The organism is Hyphomonas sp. UBA3601 (assembly GCF_002375605.1).
In the GTDB taxonomy this organism is placed as follows: Bacteria; Pseudomonadota; Alphaproteobacteria; order Caulobacterales; family Hyphomonadaceae; genus Hyphomonas.
In genome coordinates this window covers 18,232-34,061 of the sequence record NZ_DFME01000128.1, presented here as the reverse complement: position 1 = coordinate 34,061, position 15,830 = coordinate 18,232, and the positions used below count along the sequence as shown (strand labels likewise).

Annotated in this window: 20 protein-coding genes; 11 read left to right on the top strand and 9 right to left on the bottom strand. The window is 57.9% G+C overall.

The window, feature by feature from the left end:
• A partial coding sequence (locus B4F73_RS14630; protein ID WP_290483623.1) for a hypothetical protein occupies positions 1-359 on the top strand: 359 nt, incomplete at its 5' end.
• On the opposite strand, the gene tyrS is transcribed toward B4F73_RS14630, so the two are convergent.
• Complete coding sequence (gene tyrS / locus B4F73_RS14625) at positions 356-1,606, bottom strand: tyrosine--tRNA ligase (protein ID WP_290483622.1); 1,251 nt, start codon at positions 1,604-1,606, stop codon at positions 356-358. The genes B4F73_RS14630 and tyrS overlap by 4 nt on opposite strands.
• A 59-nt stretch (positions 1,607-1,665) precedes the next feature.
• Here tyrS and B4F73_RS14620 point away from each other — a divergent pair, with 59 nt between their 5' ends.
• A complete protein-coding gene (locus tag B4F73_RS14620; protein ID WP_290483633.1) occupies positions 1,666-2,784 on the top strand; it encodes an anhydro-N-acetylmuramic acid kinase in 1,119 nt (372 codons plus the stop codon).
• Here the strand turns inward: B4F73_RS14620 and B4F73_RS14615 are convergent.
• Positions 2,781-3,458: an alpha/beta hydrolase gene (locus tag B4F73_RS14615; RefSeq protein ID WP_034815576.1), complete on the bottom strand. Its 678-nt coding sequence runs from the start codon at positions 3,456-3,458 to the stop codon at positions 2,781-2,783. The two genes, B4F73_RS14620 and B4F73_RS14615, sit on opposite strands and share 4 nt — an antisense overlap.
• 110 nt (positions 3,459-3,568) lie before the next feature.
• On the opposite strand from B4F73_RS14615, the gene B4F73_RS14610 reads away from it, so the two are divergent.
• The 9 genes from B4F73_RS14610 to B4F73_RS14570 all read left to right on the top strand — a co-directional run bounded on the left by B4F73_RS14610 (position 3,569) and on the right by B4F73_RS14570 (position 11,525).
• Positions 3,569-4,714, top strand: a complete 1,146-nt coding sequence (locus B4F73_RS14610; RefSeq protein ID WP_290483621.1) for a cysteine desulfurase family protein — start codon at positions 3,569-3,571, stop codon at positions 4,712-4,714.
• A 254-nt stretch (positions 4,715-4,968) separates the two neighbouring features.
• Complete coding sequence (gene sufB / locus B4F73_RS14605) at positions 4,969-6,513, top strand: Fe-S cluster assembly protein SufB (protein WP_290479565.1); 1,545 nt, start codon at positions 4,969-4,971, stop codon at positions 6,511-6,513.
• Entirely contained in the window at positions 6,506-6,901 is a 396-nt protein-coding gene (locus B4F73_RS14600; protein ID WP_290483620.1) for a nuclear transport factor 2 family protein, read from the top strand. The genes sufB and B4F73_RS14600 overlap by 8 nt, the downstream gene beginning before the upstream one ends.
• A 125-nt stretch (positions 6,902-7,026) precedes the next feature.
• Positions 7,027-7,788: a Fe-S cluster assembly ATPase SufC gene (gene sufC / locus B4F73_RS14595; RefSeq protein ID WP_034815776.1), complete on the top strand. Its 762-nt coding sequence runs from the start codon at positions 7,027-7,029 to the stop codon at positions 7,786-7,788.
• Positions 7,785-9,011 (top strand): SufB/SufD family protein, encoded by a 1,227-nt coding sequence (locus B4F73_RS14590; protein ID WP_290483619.1) that lies wholly within the window; start codon positions 7,785-7,787, stop codon positions 9,009-9,011. The genes sufC and B4F73_RS14590 overlap by 4 nt, the downstream gene beginning before the upstream one ends.
• Positions 9,008-10,231 (top strand): aminotransferase class V-fold PLP-dependent enzyme, encoded by a 1,224-nt coding sequence (locus tag B4F73_RS14585; protein ID WP_290483618.1) that lies wholly within the window; start codon positions 9,008-9,010, stop codon positions 10,229-10,231. Before B4F73_RS14590 ends, B4F73_RS14585 begins: the two co-directional genes overlap by 4 nt.
• 8 nt (positions 10,232-10,239) lie before the next feature.
• Positions 10,240-10,623, top strand: a complete 384-nt coding sequence (locus B4F73_RS14580) for an SUF system Fe-S cluster assembly protein (RefSeq protein ID WP_206990638.1) — start codon at positions 10,240-10,242, stop codon at positions 10,621-10,623.
• 35 nt (positions 10,624-10,658) lie between these two features.
• Positions 10,659-11,015: a HesB/IscA family protein gene (locus B4F73_RS14575; protein WP_206990637.1), complete on the top strand. Its 357-nt coding sequence runs from the start codon at positions 10,659-10,661 to the stop codon at positions 11,013-11,015.
• 21 nt (positions 11,016-11,036) lie between these two features.
• Complete coding sequence (locus B4F73_RS14570) at positions 11,037-11,525, top strand: DNA-deoxyinosine glycosylase (RefSeq protein ID WP_206990636.1); 489 nt, start codon at positions 11,037-11,039, stop codon at positions 11,523-11,525.
• A gap of 22 nt (positions 11,526-11,547) precedes the next feature.
• Here B4F73_RS14570 and B4F73_RS14565 read toward each other — a convergent pair whose 3' ends face one another.
• The 7 genes from B4F73_RS14565 to B4F73_RS14535 all read right to left on the bottom strand — a co-directional run.
• Positions 11,548-12,192, bottom strand: a complete 645-nt coding sequence (locus B4F73_RS14565) for a hypothetical protein (protein ID WP_290483617.1) — start codon at positions 12,190-12,192, stop codon at positions 11,548-11,550.
• A 59-nt stretch (positions 12,193-12,251) separates the two neighbouring features.
• The gene (locus B4F73_RS14560; protein WP_290483616.1) at positions 12,252-12,857 is read right to left on the bottom strand and encodes a hypothetical protein; all 606 of its coding nucleotides are present in this window, start codon (positions 12,855-12,857) and stop codon (positions 12,252-12,254) included.
• Positions 12,858-12,953: 96 nt separating this feature from the next.
• The gene (locus tag B4F73_RS14555; RefSeq protein WP_034815557.1) at positions 12,954-13,469 is read right to left on the bottom strand and encodes a hypothetical protein; all 516 of its coding nucleotides are present in this window, start codon (positions 13,467-13,469) and stop codon (positions 12,954-12,956) included.
• A 94-nt stretch (positions 13,470-13,563) separates the two neighbouring features.
• Complete coding sequence (locus tag B4F73_RS14550) at positions 13,564-14,370, bottom strand: lysophospholipid acyltransferase family protein (RefSeq protein WP_290483615.1); 807 nt, start codon at positions 14,368-14,370, stop codon at positions 13,564-13,566.
• A gap of 27 nt (positions 14,371-14,397) precedes the next feature.
• Complete coding sequence (locus tag B4F73_RS14545) at positions 14,398-15,000, bottom strand: TetR/AcrR family transcriptional regulator (RefSeq protein ID WP_242517315.1); 603 nt, start codon at positions 14,998-15,000, stop codon at positions 14,398-14,400.
• A 139-nt stretch (positions 15,001-15,139) separates the two neighbouring features.
• Positions 15,140-15,385 (bottom strand): phosphoribosylformylglycinamidine synthase subunit PurS, encoded by a 246-nt coding sequence (gene purS / locus B4F73_RS14540; RefSeq protein WP_034815552.1) that lies wholly within the window; start codon positions 15,383-15,385, stop codon positions 15,140-15,142.
• Positions 15,386-15,598: 213 nt separating this feature from the next.
• On the bottom strand, positions 15,599-15,830 hold a 232-nt coding region (locus B4F73_RS14535), incomplete at its 5' end, for a phosphoribosylaminoimidazolesuccinocarboxamide synthase (RefSeq protein ID WP_290483614.1).

Here is a 15,830-nt window from a genome sequence, read left to right as displayed (position 1 = left end):
CGCAGGGCCCGGCGCTAGGCCTGACCGCCAACGGCTATCTTGGCGCCGACAGCGAGATCAGTGTCGATGGCGTGCTGGTACCAAGTTTCGGCATGAATTCAGCCCTTGGGGGCATTCCGATTATTGGGGACCTTGTGGTGGGCCGGGATGGTGAGGGCATCTTCTCGTTGACCTATAGCATCCGCGGCAGTCTCGAAAAGGCGAACGTGTCGGTCAATCCTCTGTCTGCTCTCGCCCCGGGTGTCATCCGACGGATATTTGAAAACCCGTCGGATACGGATATTCCGGAGGCTAAAGCGCGACCGGAAGATGAGCCTATCCCGTCCGAGCTGCCACCGATCCCCGAAGAGGAATTCTAAATTGCCTTGACCAGCGCATGGCGCTTCTTGCCGGCGGACAGTTTGATTGTCCCGTCTACAAGGTCGTCCGCTGACAGGGATGCATTTTGATCTGATACCGGAGTATCATTCACCTTTGCTGCGCCTTGCTTGATCAAGCGGCGCGCGGCGCCGTTGGATTCTGTGAGACCCGCCGCTGTGAATGCGGCGGCTACGAGCATGCCACCATCAAGATCGGATGTTGCGATTTCAACAGTTGGCAGCGCGTCAGCTTGGCCGCCCGCAGCAAATACTGCGGCTGCTGCAGCTTCCGACTCTTTCGCGGCCGCTTCGCCATGCAACAGCTTCGTGGCCTCATTGGCCAGAACGACCTTCGCCGTATTGATCTCCGCGCCCTCGAGCGCTTCAAGACGGGCAATCTCGTCGAGCGGTAGCTCTGTGAACAGCCGCATGAATCGTCCGACATCGGCGTCTTCTGTGTTGCGCCAAAATTGCCAGTACTCGTAGGGGCTCTTGCGGTCCGCGTTCAGCCAGACTGCACCATCTGCGGTCTTGCCCATCTTGCCGCCGGACGCGGTTGTGATGAGGTGAGCCGTAATTCCGTATGCGTCGCCACTGGCGGCCTTGTGAACCAGGTCCACGCCACCAACGATATTGCCCCATTGGTCTGATCCGCCAATCTGCATCCGGCAGTCCAGCTGGCGGTAGAGTTCGAGGAAGTCGTAGGATTGCATGAGGAGATAATTGAATTCGAGGAAGGTGTAGGGCTGCTCTGCCGCAAGGCGCCGGGCGACCGTGTCCTGTTTTACCATTGTATTGATGGTGAAGTGCACGCCAACTTCGCGCAACATTTCGAGGTAGCCAAGCTTGCCGAGCCAGTCGTCATTGTTGACCATGATCGCATCGGTCGGCCCGTCGCCGAAGGTCAGGAAGGGCTGGAAGGCCTTCTTGATGCCTTCCATGTTGGCCGCGATCTGCTCGTCGGTCAGCAAGGGGCGCGACTTTTCCTTGTCGGTCGGGTCGCCCACCTTGGTCGTGCCGCCGCCCATCAGCACGATGGGTTTACCGCCGCTCTTCTGGAGGTGGCGAAGCATCATGATCTGTAAGAGCGAGCCGACATGCAGGCTGTCTGCCGTCGCATCAAAGCCGATATAGCCAGTCGGAATCCCCTTGGCGCAATAGGCATCCACCTCTGCCGGATGGGTGACCTGTTTCAGGTAACCGCGCTCTGACAGGGTTTTCAGGAATTCTGACTTGTATTCGCTCATCTTCTCGTGTCTCCGTGAAGCTGCCGCGCGTAACATGGAAAACTGATATCTTGAACTCTGTGAGTGAAAAATCTGAACCGTATTGGGTGGCGGGCTTCATGTCTGGCACGTCGCTGGACGCCGTTGACGCAGCGCTGATACTGACTGATGGCGAAAAGGTTCTGGAATTCGGAGCGACTGCGGAGCGTAAATACACACCTGAAGAGCGCTCCGCACTGCAGCGCGCCACCGATGCTGCACGCGCGTGGAATTGGGTTGGCCCTCAGCCGGACGGTGTTTTCAATGCGGCGTGTTCGGTTGTTACCCGCACCCATTTTGAGACATGGGAGCAGTTGCTCGCGACTTGGACGGGGCCTGCGCCCCGTCTTGCGGGTGTCCACGGTCAGACCGTGTTGCATCGCGCACCCAAGGGAAATCAGGCCGGGGCGACCCTTCAACTCATCGACGGCCCCGCTATGCAGGCTGCGCTTGGTGTCGCGCTCGCTTATGACTTTCGGTCTGATGATGTGGCCGCCGGCGGGCAGGGCGCACCCCTTGCACCCGCGTATCATGCCGCACTGCTAGAGCGCCTCGGCGGCGACGCGGCATGCGTTCTCAATCTTGGCGGTGTTGCGAACATTACCGCTCGTATGAGTAATGGCTCCCTCGTCGCGTTTGACACAGGCCCGGCGAACGGACCCATCGATGAATGGATTGAGGGACATGGCCTGGGGACTCATGATGAGGGCGGTCGTTTTGCTGGGGCTGGCCGCGTGCATGACGGCTTACTCGTTCAGCTCCTGGATCATGATTGGTTTGACCAATCACCGCCAAAATCTCTGGACCGATACGACTTCAACGCCAGTATGGTGCGCGGTCTATCCGTCGAGGACGGCGCGGCTACGCTGACCGAGTTTACGGCGCGCGCCGTCGCGATTGGTCTTTCCCAGCTGCCGGAATATCCAGCGCGCCTGATCGTGTGCGGTGGCGGCAGGCACAATCCTGTCCTTATGGCTGCGTTGGCACGCGCGGCTGGGTGCGAAGTGCATTCGGCAGAAGCGGTTGGTTGGCGGGGAGATTCGATCGAGGCGGAGGCATTTGCCTTCCTGGCCGCGCGAACTGCGCGCGGATTGCCGATCAGTTGGCCATCGACCACTGGTGTTCCCGCCCCGACGCGGGGCGGGAAGCTGATTTTCTAGTCTTCCTCGGCTTCGAGGCGGAGCTTTTCTTCTGCGGCGGCAAGGCGCTGTAGCAGGTAATCTTCGCAGAGCCCGATCAGTTCGTCGCGCTTGTCCTGATAGAAGTGGTTCGCACCTTTGACCGTCGTGCGGTCGATCTGTTCGCCCTTCTGAACGCGCACTTTGGTCAGCGCACGCTCAACATCTTCAGGCGATGAGATTGAATCGGAATCGCCGGATACAATCAGGCCGGATGCCGGACATGGTGCCAGGAAGGAAAGGTCATAGTGGTTGGCCGGGGGAGAGATGGCGAGGAAGCCGTCAATCTCCGGGCGGCGCATCAGCAACTGCAACGTGATCCACGCCCCGAAGCTGTAGCCGGCACACCAGACAAAACGCGGGCTCTCTGCGAGGTTTTCGACATAGTCCAGAACGAAGGCGGCATCTTCGAGTTCACCAATGCCCTGATCATACTGACCCTGGCTGCGGCCTACGCCACGCGAATTGTAGCGAAGCACGCCGAACCCATGACGCTCGAACATTTGATACAGCATGATGGAGATAGGATCCTGCATCGTGCCGCCCGCTTTCGGGTGAGGATGGAGGATTAGCGCAATCGGCGCGCCGGGAAGCGGCGGCTCGGTGTAACGGGCTTCGATGCGGCCCTGAGGGCCCGGAATGATGAGTTCTGCCATGTTATACTCGCTGGTCTCGGGGGAAGGGCGCGGTCATAAGCCATTTGAACTGCGAAATGCAAATTTTTCTACACCTGCAAAATCGCCGATAAGTGAGTATATCCAGTCCTATGATATATGCAGATCACAATGCGACCTCGCCTTTGAGGCCTGAAGCGCGCCAGGCGATGCTGGATGTATGGGGCATGGGCGCGACCAATCCGTCGTCCGTCCATACGGCCGGAAGGGCGGCGCGCGGCGTATTGGAGCGGGCCCGCTTGGCCATTGGGGGCGCGATCGGTAGCCGGGCGGAAGACGTCATTCTGACGGGTGGTGGCACCGAAGCGGACAATTTGGCGATTCATGGTGTTGCCGTAGCGCTCGATGGACATTGCACCTTCCTGGTTTCAGCGATTGAGCATGAGGCCGTCACCAAGGCTGCCGCCCATTCTGGGGTGCAAGTGCGGACCGCCTATGTGAGGCCCGACGGGACGTTGGACCTGAACCAGTTGCAAGATCAGCTTTCGGATTGGGATCACGCCAAATTGGGCACACCGGTTCTGTGCCTGATGCTCGCCAATAATGAGACCGGCGTGATCCAGCCAGTGGGAGAAGCTGCTCGTATCGTGCGCGAGGCAGGCGGTCTGACGATTTGCGATGCGGTGCAGGGGCTCGGTAAGAGTTCGGTCAATGTCGGCCTGCTCGGCGTCGACTATCTCAGCCTGTCGGCGCACAAGATTGGCGGCCCGCAGGGCGCAGGCGCGCTGTGGCACCGGGCGGGTGCGCCGCTGAAGGCCGTGACCCATGGCGGCGGGCAGGAGCGTGGGTTGCGGTCCGGCACTGAGAATGTTGCTGCGCAAGCGGGCTTTGGCGCGGCGGTGGAGGCTGCCGTGAGAGATTTGCCGAAATATGCTATGCTGGCCGCGTATCGAAATGATATGGAGGCGCGTCTCGAGCGCGAGGCGGGCGTGACGATCATGGGCAAGGCCGCTGAGCGGCTGGCTGGGACATCGAACTTCGCCAAGCCCGGCTTTGCGGCGGAAACGCAGGTCATGGCGATGGATCTGGCAGGTGTGTGCATTTCGGCCGGATCTGCATGTTCGTCTGGCAAGGTGAAGCGCTCGCTCGTATTGCTGGCGATGGGCGCATCTGACGCCCTTGCGGAATCGGCAATCCGCACCAGCTTTGGATGGAACAGCACACCGGAGGATTTCACCGGTGTGGCAGATGCCTGGCTCGACGCAGCCCGGCGGACGGTATTGAAGGAAACGGCCTGATGGTCTCACTCAAACGACACGCTCTGCCCTTTGGCATACTGGCTTGCGCAGTAGGCTTGTCCGGCTGCGCGATGATCAAGCCGATCGGAAAATTCACTCTTGGTAGCGCCGCACACCGCGATTGTGCGGAGGCTCGTTCGGTTGACGCGCGCAGCATGTGCCATCGCGGGCTTGAGGAACCGAACCGGCCGTATGATGCGGGCATCGCGCTCCGGGACCCGGGAAGGTAGGATAGGATGGATTGCTGCGGCGGTATGGAAGATCATGATGAGGACTGCACCGAAGTGAAGGTGAAGGACAGCATTGACCAGGGCACGGTCGACGCCGCGAAGGCGCTCGAGTCGGAGAATTACTCTGCGGGGTTTGTCACAGACATCGAAATGGACATGGCGCCAAAAGGCCTGTCCGAAGATACGATCCGTTTCATCTCAGCCAAGAAGGAAGAGCCGGAATGGCTGCTCGAGTGGCGCCTAGCGGCCTATCGGCGCTGGCTGACCATGGAAGAGCCGACCTGGGCGATGGTCAATTATCCGACCATCAATTATCAGGATTACTACTACTACGCCGCCCCCAAATCCGGCGCGAAGTATGAGTCGATTGACGACGTTCCGAAGGAAATTCTCGAAACCTACGAAAAGCTCGGTATCCCGTTGCGCGAAGCTGAAGTTCTGCTCGGTGTCGAAGGCGCGGCAGAAACCGCAGCCACCGCACGCGAAACGCCCCGCGTTGCCGTCGATGCGGTGTTCGATTCTGTCTCTGTTGCCACGACCTTCCGCAAGGAGCTGGAAAAGGCCGGCGTGATCTTCATGTCGATTTCCGAGGCAGTTCACGAATATCCAGATCTTGTGAAGAAGTATCTCGGCACTGTCGTGCCCCAGTCGGACAATTTCTTTGCGACGCTGAACAGCGCCGTCTTTTCTGATGGAACATTTGTCTATGTGCCCAAGGGCGTCCGCTGCCCGATGGAACTGTCGACTTATTTCCGCATGAACGCCGAAAACACCGGCCAGTTCGAGCGAACGCTCATCGTGTGCGATGAGGGTGCCTACGTCTCTTATCTCGAAGGGTGTACCGCGCCGATGCGCGACGAGAACCAGCTTCATGCCGCCGTGGTCGAGCTGGTCGCGCTGGAAGACGCCGAGATCAAGTATTCAACGGTCCAGAACTGGTGGCCGGGCGACGAGAACGGCAAGGGCGGGATCTACAATTTCGTGACCAAGCGCGGCGATTGCCGGGGCGACCGCTCCAAGATCAGCTGGACGCAGGTCGAGACGGGGTCGGCCGTGACGTGGAAATATCCGAGCTGTATCTTGCGCGGCGATGACAGTGTGGGCGAATTCTACTCCATCGCTGTCACAAATGGCCGTCAGCAGGCCGATACTGGCACCAAAATGATCCATCTCGGCAAGCGCACGCGCAGCCGAATCATCTCCAAGGGCATCTCGGCTGGCAAGTCCAACAACACGTATCGCGGCCTCGTCTCGATCAACCGCAAGGCCGACAAGGCGCGCAACTTCACCCAGTGCGACAGTTTGCTGATCGGGGATCGCTGCGGCGCGCACACTGTGCCCTACGTCGAGAACCGCCGGGCTGATGCCCAACTGGAGCACGAAGCGACGACGACCAAACTGTCGGACGACCAGATGTTCTATGTCCGCCAGCGTGGCATCGGAGAAGAGGAAGCGGTTGCGCTCCTGGTGAACGGTTTTGTCCGCGAAGTGCTGCAGGAATTGCCAATGGAGTTTGCGGTCGAGGCCCAGAGCCTGCTCAAGGTGAGCCTGGAGGGCAGCGTTGGCTGATCCGGACGCATTCGGAGACTGGCTCAATGCCTATGCACGGGCGCAGGAGGGCGGAGATGTCGCGCTTCTCAAGTCCCTGTTGAGTGAAGACGCAAAATTGTTCGAAACGCCGTTCAATGCTCCGGTAACCGGCGTAGAGAAGATCGTTGCTGTATTTGCCGAGAATTGGGCGCGGATCGTGGACGTGTCGTTCAAGGTGGGAAAAATTGCGGATAACTGGGCCCATTGGAAGGCCGGGGGACTGATTGAGGCCCTGGATGAACCGTACCGCACTGACGGTATTCTCAAGGCCGAACTGAACGCCGCAGGTTTATGCACGTCACTGACGCTCTGGACCGAAACCCTTTCGGTCCGCGAATCTGACATGCTGTCCCAGCGTGACGCCTGAAAAACCCGAGGCCAGGTGCGGCAAAACCGAAGAATCGGACCGCCAGACCTGTTTCAAGCGGTTATACGGGCCATTTCCTGCATCCGGGGCTTTTCGCACCGGGCTAGGGAGCTTACATGCGCACCATGTTGAAGATTGAAAACCTGACCGCGACTGTCGGTGAAGACGATGACGCCAAGACGATCATCAATGGCTTGACGCTGGACGTGCCGAAAGGCGAGGTCCACGCAATCATGGGGCCGAATGGCGCCGGCAAATCGACCCTGTCCTATGTGCTGACCGGTCGCGACGGCTATGAGGTGACGGGCGGAAGCGCGACGCTGAATGGTGAAGACATTCTGGATATGGATCCGGAAGAGCGGGCGGCCAAGGGACTTTTCCTGTCTTTCCAGTATCCCGTCGAAATTCCCGGCGTCCCCGTCATGACCTTTGTGCGGGCGGCCATGAATTCACAGCGCAAGGCGCGTGGCGAAGACGAGATATCTGCGCCGGACTTTATCAAACAGTCCCGCGAAATCGGCAAGGCCTTGAAGCTGGATGCAGAAATGCTGAAGCGCTCGCTCAATGTCGGTTTCTCTGGCGGCGAGAAGAAGCGCCTGGAAATCTACCAGATGATGATGCTGGAACCGAACTTCCTGATCCTGGATGAAACGGATTCCGGGCTCGACATTGATGCGCTGAAGACGGTGGCTGACGGCGTGAATGCGATGCGCTCGCCAGATCGCGGCATGCTGGTCATCACGCACTACCAGCGCCTGCTGGACCACATCCAGCCGGACAAGGTGCACGTCCTCTCCAAAGGCCGTATCGTGGCAACCGGTGGCCCGGAACTGGCGCATCGGTTGGAAAAAGAAGGATATGAAGGCATCCTCGGGGAGGTGGCGTGACCACAGCCCTGCGGGACATGATTGCCAATCCGACGACGGCGGAGCTGGAGCTGGTCGCGCGCTATGGCATGCAACCGGAAGATTCCCGCCGCGAGCGGCTGTTTGAGGCGTTCTCCAGGACGGGACTGCCGCATCGCCGGCTGGAAGCGTGGAAATGGACCGACTTCAAGGTGGCGCTGCAGGGGCTCGACCGTCCCTCCACGCCGCCCTCGCACGATCCGATTCCGCATGCTGGCGCACTGGTCTTCCGGTTCTCGCCAAATGGCTATTTCCCGCCAGACCATATTCCGGACGGGCTGAACGTTTTCGAGAAAGACGAAGCTCAGGCCTTGGGAGCGGCCGAAGACGTGCCGCTCGGTGCGTTGGCAGCATCCCTGTCTGGCGGCAAGGCCAGACCCGCAACCCTGTTGCTGGAAGTGACCTCGAAAGAACTTCCGCGTCTCCATTTCCAGTTCAGCGGCGAAGGAGAAGCGAATTTCGCGCGTGTTGTTGTCGTGGTTCGCTCCGATATGGCGCTCACCGTATCGGAGAGCCATCTGGGCGGGGCGGGGCTGACATCCTCCGTAATCGAGTTTGGTCTCCAGAAAGGCAGCGCGGTCAACCGGACGGTCTATCAGCGCGGTACGTCAGAAGAGACGATTGCTTCAACGGCGCTCGTCCATCTCGACGCGGATTCGCACTATACACAGACCTCACTCGCCTTTGGCGCCAAGGTTGCGCGGCTCGAAACGCGCGTTACGCACCAAGAGCCAAGTGCAAAGGCGACGCTGAATGCCGCCTATCTTGTCGGAAAGGATCTGCATACGGACTTTACCACCCATGTGCGTCACGGGGCCAACTCCTGTGTAACCCGGCAGCTGACAAAGGGCGCTGTCCTGAATGGCGGCACCGGCGTGTTCCAGGGGAAATTCTTTGTTCCCCGTACGGCAGGCCAGTACACGGATGCCGACATGCAGCACAAGGCGTTGTTGCTGGAAGACGGCGCGGTTGTCTTCGCGAAGCCCGAGCTTGAGATCTATGCGGACGATGTCGAGTGCGCGCATGGCAATACGAGCGGCGCGCTTGATGATGACCAATTATTCTACATGCGCCAGCGCGGCTTGCCGGAGAAGACGGCCCGCGCCCTGTTGACACAAGCCTTCGTCGCCGAAGCATTTGCTGAAGCTGGCGCGCTAGAGGAAGTGCTGCGCGCGGAAGCCGAAGCCTGGCTGGCCGCTGTATGAGCCGTTACTTCGACATCGATGCGATCCGCGCGGAATTCCCGATCCTGTCACGTGAAGTGAATGGCAAGCCGCTGGTGTATCTGGACAATGCTGCCAGTGCGCAAAAACCGAATGCGGTGATCGACAAGATCGCAAACCAGTCGCGCACGGCATATGCCAATGTGCATCGTGGCATTCACACCCTGTCGAACGAGACCACCGAGGCCTATGAGGCCGCGCGTGAGAAAGTCCGAGCATTTCTCAACGCGCCGTCGACAGAAAATATCGTATACACCAAGGGGTCGACGGAAGGTATCAACCTTGTCGCCTCTGCGCTCGCCGCCCGGATTGAGCCTGGCGACGAGATTGTCCTCTCCATCATGGAGCATCATTCCAACATCGTTCCGTGGCATTTCTTGCGGGAGCGCCATGGCGCTGTCCTGAAATGGGTGGGCCTGAACGAAGATGGTTCGCTGGACATGAAAGACCTGGCGGAAGCAATTGGTCCGAAAACGCGTATGGTCGCGATTACCCATATGAGCAATGTGCTCGGCAGCGTGACGGACATGGCCGAGATTTGCCGCCTCGCGCATGAAGTTGGCGCTGAAGTGTTGGCCGATGGCAGCCAGGCTGCGGTCCATTTGCAGGTCGATGTTCAGGCGCTCGGGTGTGACTGGTATGTCATGACCGGGCACAAACTCTATGGCCCGACGGGCATCGGCGCGCTCTATGGGACAGCAGAAGCGCTGGATCGTGCGCGGCCCTATCAGGGGGGCGGCGAGATGATCGAAATCGTGTCCCGCGACCGGGTGAGCTACAATACGGCGCCTCACAAATTCGAGGCAGGTACACCGCCAATCCTCGAGGCTATCGGACTGGGAGCAGCGCTGGACTGGATGACGGCGTTCGATCATGCAGATGTGAAGGCGCATGAAGATGCGCTGTACGCGCGCGCTTATGAGGGACTCAGGGGCGTAAATGGCCTGACCATCCATGGTGAGACGCCGCACAAGGGTGCCGTGCTGGCGTTCAGCCTCGAAGGGGCACACCCTCATGACATTGCTCAAATTCTCGACCGGTACGGTATCGCTGTCCGCGCCGGCCACCATTGCGCCCAGCCCCTGATGGAGCATCTGGGCGTCAGCGCAACGGCGCGGGCGAGTTTCGCAGTTTACAACACTCTCGCCGAAGTGGACGCGTTCATTGAAGCGCTCGCCAAGGCGCGGGAAATGCTGGTATAGGTGACGGCATGGCAGACGATATGACATCTCGCGACATGGTTGATGTTTCCTCCGAGGAAGCAGGGTCGAAGATTCCGCAAGATGAGCTGAACCGGATCACCGATGATCTGATCACAGCGTTCAAAACGGTGTTCGATCCGGAAATTCCAGTCGACATCTACGAACTCGGCCTGATCTACAAGGTCGACATAGATGACGACTACAAGGTCGATATCGACATGACATTGACGGCGCCGGGCTGTCCAGTTGCCGGCGATATGCCGGGCTGGATCGAAACTGCCGCGCGCACCGTTGATGGTGTGCAGGATGTGGAGGTTCGCCTTACCTTCGATCCGCCCTGGGACCCGTCGCGCATGTCGGACGAAGCCCGTCTTGCGCTAAACATGCTTTAATTGAACCGGAACGCTTTCGTTCCTATGTGATTGTCATGGCCAGAAGACCCAGACCCAAGCCCGTGAAGCTTTCCGACGCTGCTGCAATGCGCGTGAAGGAGATCATGCAGGAACGCGGCGCAGGATTCCTGCGTGTCGGCGTCAAGAATGGCGGCTGTGCGGGCATGGAATATGTCATGGACTATGCCATGGCGCCCGAGCCGCTGGACGAAGTGGTCGAGGATAATGGGGTCACCATCCTGATCGACGCCAAGGCTGTGCTGTTTTTGCTCGGCAGCGAAGTGGACTATGAAGTCACACCGCTGCATGAGAAATTTGTCTTTCGTAACCCGAACCAGACCGATGCCTGTGGTTGTGGAGAGAGCGTGACGATTATCCCGGCGACGGTATAGCCTGCGGGGCAGGTAAGGCCGATGATTGTTCAGGGCTTTGATCCCATAGCCGATTCAGATGCGCGTATCCTGATCCTGGGCAGCATGCCAGGCATCGCCTCACTGGAAGCCAATCAGTATTACGGACACCCCAGGAACGCTTTCTGGCGCATAATGGGAGATGTCTATGGGGCCGGGTTGGAGCGGCCCTATGCCGAGCGCACGACGATCCTGAAAGAGCAGGGCGTGGCAGTCTGGGATGTGCTGAAGCTTTGCCATCGCGAAGGCAGTCTGGATTCAAACATAAAGGACGAGGTGCCAAACGACTTCGAGAGGTTCTTCGCGCATCATCCCCATATTCAGCGCGTGGTCCTTAATGGGGGAAAGGCGTCAAGCAGCTTTGAGAGATATGTTGCGCCAGTTTTCCAAGAACTAGTTGTCAGAAGCGCACCTTCTACCAGCCCGGCCTATGCGGCGATACGATACGAAGCGAAATGCGAACGCTGGAGAGATGCATTGACTGCGGTCTGAATGAAGGCCGCTCTGAAATGTACTATCGTGCTTGTAATTGAACCGGCGGTTTTCTGAGGAGTTCGCTGTTCCAACGCTCAACGTTTCCGCCGTTCGTGACAGGACAGGACGTTGCGAAATAAGTGAAGACATCATCCCTTGATGGTAGATTGATCATATAGGTTTTTGAACCCATGATCAGTGTCGCTTCAGCATCCTTCAAAACGGCATTGTATAATTTCGGTGCTGTGGAAGTGAGCGGACTAACATGAACCGTATTTGACCGACGGCGATAGATCAGCAACGTTGAAAACCGCTCACCATCGATTTCAATTTTCGCAAAACGAGTGCGACCCTGCCCGAAACGTTTGACGTCCTTATGTATGGGATCTCCCGGATTCAGCTGAATTGATGCGTATATCCGAGACCGGCCATCCGAGAAAACCGCACATGAAAATACAATCGGCGAGTTTTCCGAGCCGGATGAGCGGATCGCCCGCGTAGTCATCGTGAAGTCAGGGGACCGACCGGGATCTTTGCTATCATATTCAATACTAAGCGTAGATGCTGGCACCCATGAGGGTGTTGCCGAGGGTTCCGCGGTTCTTGGCTCATCAGCCATCACGGATTGTACCAACAAAACGTTCAGAAAAAGCAAGGCAAAAAGCCTGGGCAAAGACAGGGTCATGGAATCTATCTCGTCAGAAAGGAGCGTAGTAATGTGAGGCGCAGGTTACAGTTACACGCTCAGAGATTTGGACTCAGATCCATGCCCTTCAGGATTTCAAAGACCGAGACATCAAACTTGCCACCATTGGTGACCGGACAGAATTTGGCAAAGGCGACGAATACGTCGTTCTTTTCCGGCAAGGCAAGATCGCGCTTCTTGCCCTTTACCTTCAGCTGCACCTGGTCTCCGCGCACGACGGAATTGTAGATGCGCGAAGGCACCTCACGGCTAAGCGGGATCAGCTTGGTTGATTTGGCATGAAACGCGTATCGGTCCGGAAATTTCTCGTCGCGGATCTCCATTATGCCTGAGATATGATGGAAGCGCGGACTGCGATCAGCATCATCTTCATAGGTGTTTTCCGGATCGAGCTGGACGCTGAAATTCAGGGCTTTGTATCCACTCGTCGTAATCTGGCAGCTCAGCTGGATGGTCGGGTGGTCACCGCCTTCCGCCTTTATGATCCGAACCAGGCTTTTGAAGTTCGGGTCCTTGCCGGCATCTGAACTGTCGACCCCGATCAACTGATCTTTTTCCTGGGTCCAGACGCGTGGTGCTGAGTCGGCGAGTGCAGGTGTAGCTGCCATCACCATGGCAGCTACAGTAATCAGGTATTTGAACATTGGGCTTTCCTTGAGGCGTGCTTCCCCAAGATTGGGCATGAGCCATGCTGGCTCGTCAACCCTTAACCGAACCGATACGCACTCTTTGAGAGAAACCTAGTTCGCACTCGCCGCGCGGGCGGCGTTGCAGGTTTTTGCGAATGCTTTGAACGCATCATCCGGCTCTGGGTACTTCGTCTCAACTTTACCGGCATGTTCAACTGAGACACTGACAGTATCTCCCCGAATGACGGAGTTGTAGATCTTGGCAGCCGGGCTGTGCGACCCGATCTCGATTGTGCTGTTTGCCGGAGCGTATTGAACAACTGTTTCGACGCCAGGTGTGTCGCCCGCCATGATTGAAGCGGTCTCTCCTCGTCTGTATGTGGCATGCTTGTCGATTTGATCAGAAATATCGCCCGCCTCAAGCGATAGAATGGCGGACATCTGGCCGTTTGGCGCGCATACGAGCACTGCGCCAGCTTGATCGGCGGTGGTCGTCAGGATGGCGCGAGGCGCCTTTTCATTGTGTCCGTCCCAAACTTTCCATCCGGTCGCGGAGGCAGGCAGATAAGCGGTTGCAACAACGGCTACCAACAGGCCGATTGCTGTTTTCGATTTTGATTTCGTCATTTGTTCAATCCCGATATGGCCCCCGGGATCGCCTGAGCAATTATTGTTTATCAATAATTCTTGTGTGTGTAAAGTTTATGTTGAGCGGTGAGTCTCACGGCTTTCCAAAAGCCGTCAGGTCGTCGGAGCTAGGGCTTGCTTCCATGCCCTTTGGAGGATCCGGAATGAGGATGCTCGGCTCTACCGGCGCACCAGTTGCCTCGGCCACGAGTCTTGCTGTGTGCAGCTCCACGGTCTCGGTTAGGGTCCGTAGGAATTCTGCTTTAGGCAGATTCGGATCCAGAGGGGGCAGGAATTCAATGATCGCGGTGCCGGCAGTTTTGTCGCGTTCCTGCTGGCGCCAGAACACGCCAATATTGGTGGCGACGGGAATGACCGGAACATTCATTGCCTGCGCCATATGCCAGACCCCCGCCTTGTAGCGAAAATGGTACCCGACCGGCGCGAGGTGGCCTTCAGGATAAATCAGTACCCGTTGGCCTTCGTCACGGGCGCGAACCATGCCTTCCTTCAACGAGGCCGCTTTGCGATCCCCGCCGCCGCAAGTATCGATGACGATGGCACCCAGCTTTCGCAGAATTCCGCCGACCAGTGGAAACTTTTCCAAATGGTCGCCGGTCACGAACGCAAGATTCTTCACTTCCGGGTAGATGAGGTATCCGTCGCCCCAGCTTTGGTGCTTCGCCGCGAGGATGAAGGGACCGTCCGGAAGGTTGCTTCGTCCACGTACTTCCTTGCGAATTCCGGCGACGATGCGAAGGTTCAGATTCATCGCCCGTGTATAGCTGCGGATGATCATGCGGACAGGGCCGCGCCCCGGAAAAATCAGGAAAGGCAGCGATACCAGCACGTAAAGAACAGAGAGAATATAATAGACGACTGTGAAGACGAGGCCGCGCATTGCAGGGGCTCCTTCGCTATCTGATCACTAGGAATTCAAGACGCACAGAACCGCGCGAGACAACGCGTCAACGTGCTGGGAAAATGGTCCGGGCAGGCGGTTGTAAATCTTGTTCTGGCCAGCCTGCATGACCACGCCAAGCGCCATGGCGGCTTTCAGCGCCGGGTCGCCCTTTGGAATATGTCCGTCCGCAATCAGGCCGGCAATTATCTTTTCAGTGATTGAGACCGGATCATCTTCGCGGCGCTTGTCATAGGGAAGGAAACGATTGAGCGAGACGAGGTGAAACGAGAACAGCAGGAAATCTTCGTCCGCCAGGGCACAATAGGCTTCGACAGCTGCATGAACCTTTTCTTCGAGTGAGCCATCCGCCGAGAGGGCCTGCGCCATCATCGCGCCCAGGCGATTATGGGTTTCCATGAACAGGGACAGTGCAAGTTCGTCCTTGCCCTTGTAGTGGCGATAGAGTGCCCCTTCCGAAACGCCGGCCTTTTCGGCGATTTCGCGTGTCGTGGCAGCATCGATCCCTTCATGAATGAAAAGTTTCAGCGCTGCGCGTTCGATCTTCGGCCGCGCATTCCGGGCGCGAGGCTTTGTCTTGGATTGATCTGTACTTGATGGTCTCGCCATCTGGCCCTCCATGTCTCTGATACCAATCTAGGCGCAGATCCATCTAGATGCAAGTGATTATTCGCTCACATATGCGATCGGCATAACTGGATGTCGTAATGCTTACGACCGGATGTGGCTCAGTAGTTGAAAAGTCAGCCTAACTGACGAGATCGAAGCGGTAGCTTTCAATAACGGTGTTTGCCAGCAGCTTCTCGCACATTTCTCTGACGCGGGCTTCGGCCGCATCGGACGAAAGTCCATCCTCAAGGTCGAGTTCGATCACTTTGCCAATCCGGGCGGCCTCGACTTCCTTGTAGCCCATACGCGCGAGCGTATCCGCAACGGCCTTGCCCTGCGGGTCCAGAACACCATTCTTCAGCGCGACGTGGACGATGGCTTTCATGAGAGGTCTCCTGGGAAGTCTGAGTCGGGCCCCCATAGCCCGATTTCAGTCCTATTGAAACAAGCTTACCGCGTAAGCCATGCCGACAAGAACAAGTGCCGTGGCAAAGACCGGCTTTCGACCGTTCATGTATGATAGTTTGGAGCGGATCTTGGTTTTTGTATCTTGGCTCATTGGGTAAGGTCTCTTGCTCGGCGGCGTGGTACAAAGGGCTTACTTGCCGTTGGTGAAGCTCACCACATTGTCACTCTCGCCGGACTCTTTCAGGATGCCGAGACGCCGGGCTACTTCCGCGTAGGCTTCCGTCACGCCGCCGAGGTCACGGCGAAACCGGTCCTTGTCGAGCTTGTCACCGGTCTCGAAATCCCAAAGTCGACAACTGTCGGGGCTGATCTCGTCAGCCAACAAAATGCGCGGCACATCGCTATCGCCCTCATAGTGGCGG

What these genes read in the sequence shown, in the direction of transcription:
- tyrS (WP_290483622.1), bottom strand. Translation starts at nt 1,606, where the DNA reads ATGAGCGAATACAAGTCAGAATTCCTGAAAACCCTGTCAGAGCGCGGT.
- B4F73_RS14570 (WP_206990636.1), top strand. Translation starts at nt 11,037, where the DNA reads ATGATTGTTCAGGGCTTTGATCCCATAGCCGATTCAGATGCGCGTATC.
- B4F73_RS14555 (WP_034815557.1), bottom strand. Translation starts at nt 13,469, where the DNA reads ATGACGAAATCAAAATCGAAAACAGCAATCGGCCTGTTGGTAGCCGTT.
- B4F73_RS14575 (WP_206990637.1), top strand. Translation starts at nt 10,659, where the DNA reads ATGGCCAGAAGACCCAGACCCAAGCCCGTGAAGCTTTCCGACGCTGCT.
- B4F73_RS14580 (WP_206990638.1), top strand. Translation starts at nt 10,240, where the DNA reads ATGGCAGACGATATGACATCTCGCGACATGGTTGATGTTTCCTCCGAG.
- B4F73_RS14550 (WP_290483615.1), bottom strand. Translation starts at nt 14,370, where the DNA reads ATGCGCGGCCTCGTCTTCACAGTCGTCTATTATATTCTCTCTGTTCTT.
- B4F73_RS14560 (WP_290483616.1), bottom strand. Translation starts at nt 12,857, where the DNA reads ATGTTCAAATACCTGATTACTGTAGCTGCCATGGTGATGGCAGCTACA.
- purS (WP_034815552.1), bottom strand. Translation starts at nt 15,385, where the DNA reads ATGAAAGCCATCGTCCACGTCGCGCTGAAGAATGGTGTTCTGGACCCG.
- B4F73_RS14585 (WP_290483618.1), top strand. Translation starts at nt 9,008, where the DNA reads ATGAGCCGTTACTTCGACATCGATGCGATCCGCGCGGAATTCCCGATC.
- sufB (WP_290479565.1), top strand. Translation starts at nt 4,969, where the DNA reads ATGGAAGATCATGATGAGGACTGCACCGAAGTGAAGGTGAAGGACAGC.
- B4F73_RS14545 (WP_242517315.1), bottom strand. Translation starts at nt 15,000, where the DNA reads ATGGCGAGACCATCAAGTACAGATCAATCCAAGACAAAGCCTCGCGCC.
- B4F73_RS14610 (WP_290483621.1), top strand. Translation starts at nt 3,569, where the DNA reads ATGATATATGCAGATCACAATGCGACCTCGCCTTTGAGGCCTGAAGCG.
- B4F73_RS14565 (WP_290483617.1), bottom strand. Translation starts at nt 12,192, where the DNA reads ATGACCCTGTCTTTGCCCAGGCTTTTTGCCTTGCTTTTTCTGAACGTT.
- B4F73_RS14615 (WP_034815576.1), bottom strand. Translation starts at nt 3,458, where the DNA reads ATGGCAGAACTCATCATTCCGGGCCCTCAGGGCCGCATCGAAGCCCGT.
- sufC (WP_034815776.1), top strand. Translation starts at nt 7,027, where the DNA reads ATGTTGAAGATTGAAAACCTGACCGCGACTGTCGGTGAAGACGATGAC.